This window comes from Archangium sp., from assembly GCF_036388035.1.
GTDB lineage: Bacteria > Myxococcota > Myxococcia > Myxococcales > Myxococcaceae > Archangium.
The window spans coordinates 1-4,659 of sequence record NZ_DASVSO010000741.1 but is presented as its reverse complement, the minus strand read 5'-3'; the positions used below and the strand labels follow the sequence as shown (position 1 = coordinate 4,659).

Genomic DNA, 4,659 nt, shown 5'->3' with positions numbered 1-4,659 from the left:
CTCGAGCCCCTGCGCCACAGCGGGGGGCAGGTGAATGCCGAGCGGGCATTCGGGGACGTGGGCAACTTCGTGACGGACCCCGAGGGCCGGGAGATTCCAGGCAACCGGGGGACTGTCTGGTCCGCGGACCTGGCAGACGCGCCCGTGTGGCCCGGAAGCACGCCGTAGTGGGCGCAGCGGCACCGTCCGCTTACTTGTGACGGTGCCGCTCTTGTAGACATCCACAAGCCATGTAGGGCCCTGGCGCGGCCTGGGAGGAAGCAATGACGGTGGTCGTCTCTCCGATAAACCCAAGCGGCCGGACCCCCACTCGGTCCCTGGAGTCAGGCATGCAACAAGCCGGTGTCGTCGGTCGCGGCCAACTGTGCCGTTCGGCCTGCCTCGCCGTAGGCTTGGCCGTTCTGGCATCTGGGTGTGCATCAACGAGCGCCTCGGGGTACGGTGGCGGCTTTGCGCTCACTCAGGCCGAGTGCAACCAGACCGACAGCACCGTCACCTGTTGCCTCAAGCAGAACCCCGGCCAGTACGAGCGGTGTGGTGCAACACCTCCGACCGAGGCCACGCGCCCCAACAATCTCCTGCCTGAACGCACTGAGTCCGAAGCCGCGCCGATCCCCGAGCTTCCAACCCGACAGGAGAGGGAGCGATGGCGGAAGGACATCTGCCTACCGCACTACAACAAGTGCATCCAGGCCGGAGGCGGAAGCATTGATGGCAGGGTTTGGAAGGAACCGCAGTGTAAAGCCTGTTACGAGGCATGTATGCGTCACGGGTTCTGGCCGTGGCAAGCCAACGACAAGCCCTGTCCTGGATCCTGAGCATGGAGACCCCACGCCAGGAGCGCGCCACGACGTTCGGTGAGGAGATCGATCTTCTCTTCATGAAGTTCATGAAATCAGATGCGCCATACGAGCAATGCAGGCGTGAACTCCTAAACCTGGAGAAACGCTGGCTGCAAAAGGCAAAGACTCCAGCCCAGCGCCTAGCGGTGCAGCGCATCATCGCAAAGACCCTCCTTACCGAGGCATTCGGATTCGGCATGCCGTGGAAGGAGTTCGGTCGGTGGCTTCGTCGTATCCAGAATCTCGGCTTCCGCGATCTGGGGATGCGCGTCCACGTCACGTGCCTCTACGTGCAGGCGCTAGACCTGTTCCCTCGACAGGCTCGTGAGGCGTGGGCCCTGTTGGAGGACACAGAGCGAAGAGTGCGCCGACTCCGTCGAGAGAACCCGCTTCGCAAGGAACACATGGAGGCCGTCGCGCACGCGAAGAAGGTTGCCCGCGTGCCGTCTCCCCCTCAATGACAGGGAAGCATGCCCCCATGGCCGCGGGCTCCGCTCGAGGTGCTCGGGCCGGGTATGCGGTGCTGTGCCCGCACGGCAAGAGCTAGGAAGGTGTCGAAGGACTCGTCGCGCCGCTTCCGGCCTCTCGCAGGGGCAGCCTGACGGTGAAGGTGGCGCCCTGCCCGGGCGTGCTGGCAACGCGGATCTCCCCACCCATCGCCTCGACGAGCGTCTTCGAGATGTACAGGCCCAGCCCCAGGCCGCCGTAGTTCCGCTCCGACACGGCGCGCTCGAACCGCCCGAAGATGCGCGACAGGTGCTCGGGCGCGATGCCGATGCCCTCGTCCTGGACCACGAGCGAGGCGTCCCCCGCCTCCACCACCAGCCGGATGTGCACGGGCTTGCCCGCCCCATACTTGATGGCGTTGTCGACCAGGTTGGTGACGACCTGCTCCACCCGGAGCGCATCCCACCGGCCCTGAACGACGCCCGGGACGTCCACCCGGAGCGGAGAGCCCACCCGCGTGGCGTGCAGCTCGTAGCGGGAGGCCACGTCTCGCACCACGCCCGCGAGGTCCACGTCCTCCCGCTCCAAGCGCAGCCGGCCCGCGACGATGCGCGACACGTCCAGCAGGTCTCCAATGAGCGTGGCGAGCTTCGTCACCTGCCGGCGGCCTACCTCCACCGAGGCTCGGACCTTCTGGACGTAGGGAGAGTCGGGCTGTCGCTCCGTCTCCTGGGCCAGCGCCTGGAGCCGGAGGCTCAGCGGGGTGAGTGGCGTCTTCAGCTCGTGCGAAGCCACGGACAGGAACTCGTCGCGGACCCGGATGGCCTCCTGGGCCTCCTGGTAGAGCCGCCGCTGCTCCGTCACCTCTCGCTGGATGCCCCAAGCCCCGACCAGCCGCCCCTCCTTCACCACTCCCACGAAGTTGTTGATGAACACCTTGCGCCTTCCCTCGCGATCCACCTCCTGGGACTCGGCCTCCTCGATCCGGTAACCGCCCTGGATGAACGTGCGCAGGTACTCCGTGTTGCGTGGATCCTCTCGCACGAGGAGCTGGTCCAGCCGCGTTCCCGCGAGCTCCGACGCACGCTCGAACCCATACATCCGTGCCATCGCATCGTTGCACTCGGCGACGATGCCGGTCCTGAACATGGCGTCGATCTGCTCGTCCTCCGGGAGCGTCACGGCGATGGGCGGCTCCACATCGAGGCGGAAGATGCCCTCGGTGCTCTGGCTGACGAAGGTTCGATACCGCTCCTCGCTCTGGCGCAGCTCGGAGGCCAGGGCCTCGGCCTTCTGGCGCGCCTGCACGAGGGGCGTCACGTCGAAAGCGAAGGTGGCGATGCCATCGATCCGACCCTCGGCGTCGCGCGTGGGTTGATAGACGATGTTGATGAAGATCTCCTCGAAGGAGCCGTCCGCCTTCTGCACGCGCGTGAGCACTTCCTTCGCCGAAATGGGCTCACCCGTCGTGTAGACCCGGTCCAGCAGCGCCACGAAGCCTTGCGCCTCCGCTTCGGGCGCGGCCTCGCGAAGCGGCTTGCCCAGGACGTCCCGATTCCCCAGGGCCTGGTTGTTGAGCGGGTTGGAGAGGACGTAGGTGTGCTCGGGTCCTCGGAAGAGGGTCACGTAGGCCGGGGCTTGCATGAAGAGCGAGTGGAGACGAGTCCGCTCGGCTTCGACCTCGTTCCTGGCCGCGCGCTCCCTCTGGAGGAACTCCGCGCGCTCGGCGTTGGTCCTGCGCAGCGCCACATTCAACTTCGTCATGAGGAGGGAGAGCAGCGCGAAGATGCCCAATGCGAGGGCATCGCCCAGTCCCACCCGGAACGTGTGGAAGGGCCGCAGGAAGTAGTAATCCACGGCGGGGAGCGTCAGGGCCGTGGTGACGAGTGCTGGCCCCCATCCTCCCCACCACCCGGCCACCATCACGGCCCCATAGAAGAACAGGAACGGGGTGGAGGACATGAACGGCCACGCCAGGTGCTGGAGGCCCAGCGCCACCCCGAAGCTCAGGACGGCGACCGCGTACCCTCCAGCCGAAGACTTGTGAGTCGACAAAGGGAGACTCAGAAGCCAGACATCTTGGAGAGAATCTCCTTCATCACCTCCGAGGTGCCGCCGCCGATGGTGATGAGCCGGATGTCGCGCCAGGCCCGCGCGATGTGCGTCTCCTCGATGTAGCCCATGCCTCCGAAGAACTGCTGGACGTCGTAGGCCACCTTCTGCGCCAGGTCTCCGGCGAACAGCTTCGCCATGGAGATCTCCCGCACCGCGTTCTCCTTCGAGTTGAAGACGTCCACCGCGTGGTACGTCAGCCGCTTCGCCGCCTCGATGGCCGCCATGTGCTCCACCAGCTTGTGCCGCCACACCTGGAAGCCCAGCAGCGGCTTGCCGAACGCCTGCCGCTCCTTCCCGTATTGGAGCGCGTCCTCAATCATCCGCTCCATCCCGCCCACCGCTGACAGCGCTCCCACCAGGCGCTCGCCCTGGAAGTTCGTCATGATGTGGTAGAAGCCCTCGTTCTCCTCGCCCAGCACGTAGCGGCGCGGAATGCGGCAGTCCTCGAAGTAGAGAATCGCTGTGTCCGAGGACAGGTTGCCCACCTTGTCGAGCTTCTTCGACACCCCGAAGCCCTTCACGTCCGTGGGGAACGTCACCAGCGAGATGCCCCCGTACCCGGGCCCGCCCGTGCGCACCGCCAGCGTGATGAAGTCCGCCCGCGTGCCATTCGTAATCCACATCTTCGAGCCGTTGATGACGTAGTCATCCCCATCCCGCCGCGCCGTCGTCTGCAGGTTCGCCACGTCCGAGCCCGCTCCCGGCTCGCTCACGCCCAGCGCGGCGATCTTCTCGCCCGCCAGCGCCGGCGCGAGGAACTCGCGCTTCTGCTCGTCCGTGCCGATCTCGTTGATGATCGGCGTGGCCATCTGGCCCTGCACCATCATCGCCATGTTCACGCCCGCGTTGCGGCTGCGCGTCAGCTCCTCCGTGAACGCCGTCACGTACCAGTAGTCCAGCCCGCTGCCGCCGTACTTCGGATCATGGTTGATGCCGAAGAAGCCCAGCTCGCCAAACTTCCGGAAGAGCTCCCGGGGGAAGATGCCCGCCCGGTCCCACTCCAGGGCGTGCGGCGTCATCTCCTTCTCCACGAACGTGCGCACCGTCTTGCGAAAGGCCTCATGCTCCTCGGTGAACGGGTTCAGCATGGTCGCTGTGGCTCCTCGGCGTGATTGATGGGGGAGTCGATAGTACAAGGGTCGCTCTCGCCGACAAGGACGACTCCATGGCTTCTGTCACCCTGGCGCTGATCGCGCTGCTCTCGGCCACTCCGCCCGCCCGCCCCACGGCCGAGGACATGCTCCGTGTGCAGTGC

Annotated in this window: 3 protein-coding genes; 1 reads left to right on the top strand and 2 read right to left on the bottom strand. The window is 66.1% G+C overall.

Annotation, left to right across the window (positions count from 1 at the left end):
- The first annotated feature begins 820 nt into the window (after nt 1-820).
- Entirely contained in the window at nt 821-1,303 is a 483-nt protein-coding gene (locus tag VF697_RS30435; protein ID WP_331100405.1) for a hypothetical protein, read from the top strand.
- 82 nt (nt 1,304-1,385) lie between these two features.
- On the opposite strand, the gene VF697_RS30430 is transcribed toward VF697_RS30435, so the two are convergent.
- Nucleotides 1,386-3,344: an ATP-binding protein gene (locus VF697_RS30430; protein WP_331100403.1), complete on the bottom strand. Its 1,959-nt coding sequence runs from the start codon at nt 3,342-3,344 to the stop codon at nt 1,386-1,388.
- An 8-nt stretch (nt 3,345-3,352) separates the two neighbouring features.
- Nucleotides 3,353-4,492 (bottom strand): acyl-CoA dehydrogenase family protein, encoded by a 1,140-nt coding sequence (locus VF697_RS30425; RefSeq protein ID WP_331100401.1) that lies wholly within the window; start codon nt 4,490-4,492, stop codon nt 3,353-3,355.
- Nucleotides 4,493-4,659 lie beyond the last annotated feature (167 nt).

What these genes read in the sequence shown, in the direction of transcription:
- VF697_RS30425 (WP_331100401.1), bottom strand. Translation starts at nt 4,492, where the DNA reads ATGCTGAACCCGTTCACCGAGGAGCATGAGGCCTTTCGCAAGACGGTG.
- VF697_RS30435 (WP_331100405.1), top strand. Translation starts at nt 821, where the DNA reads ATGGAGACCCCACGCCAGGAGCGCGCCACGACGTTCGGTGAGGAGATC.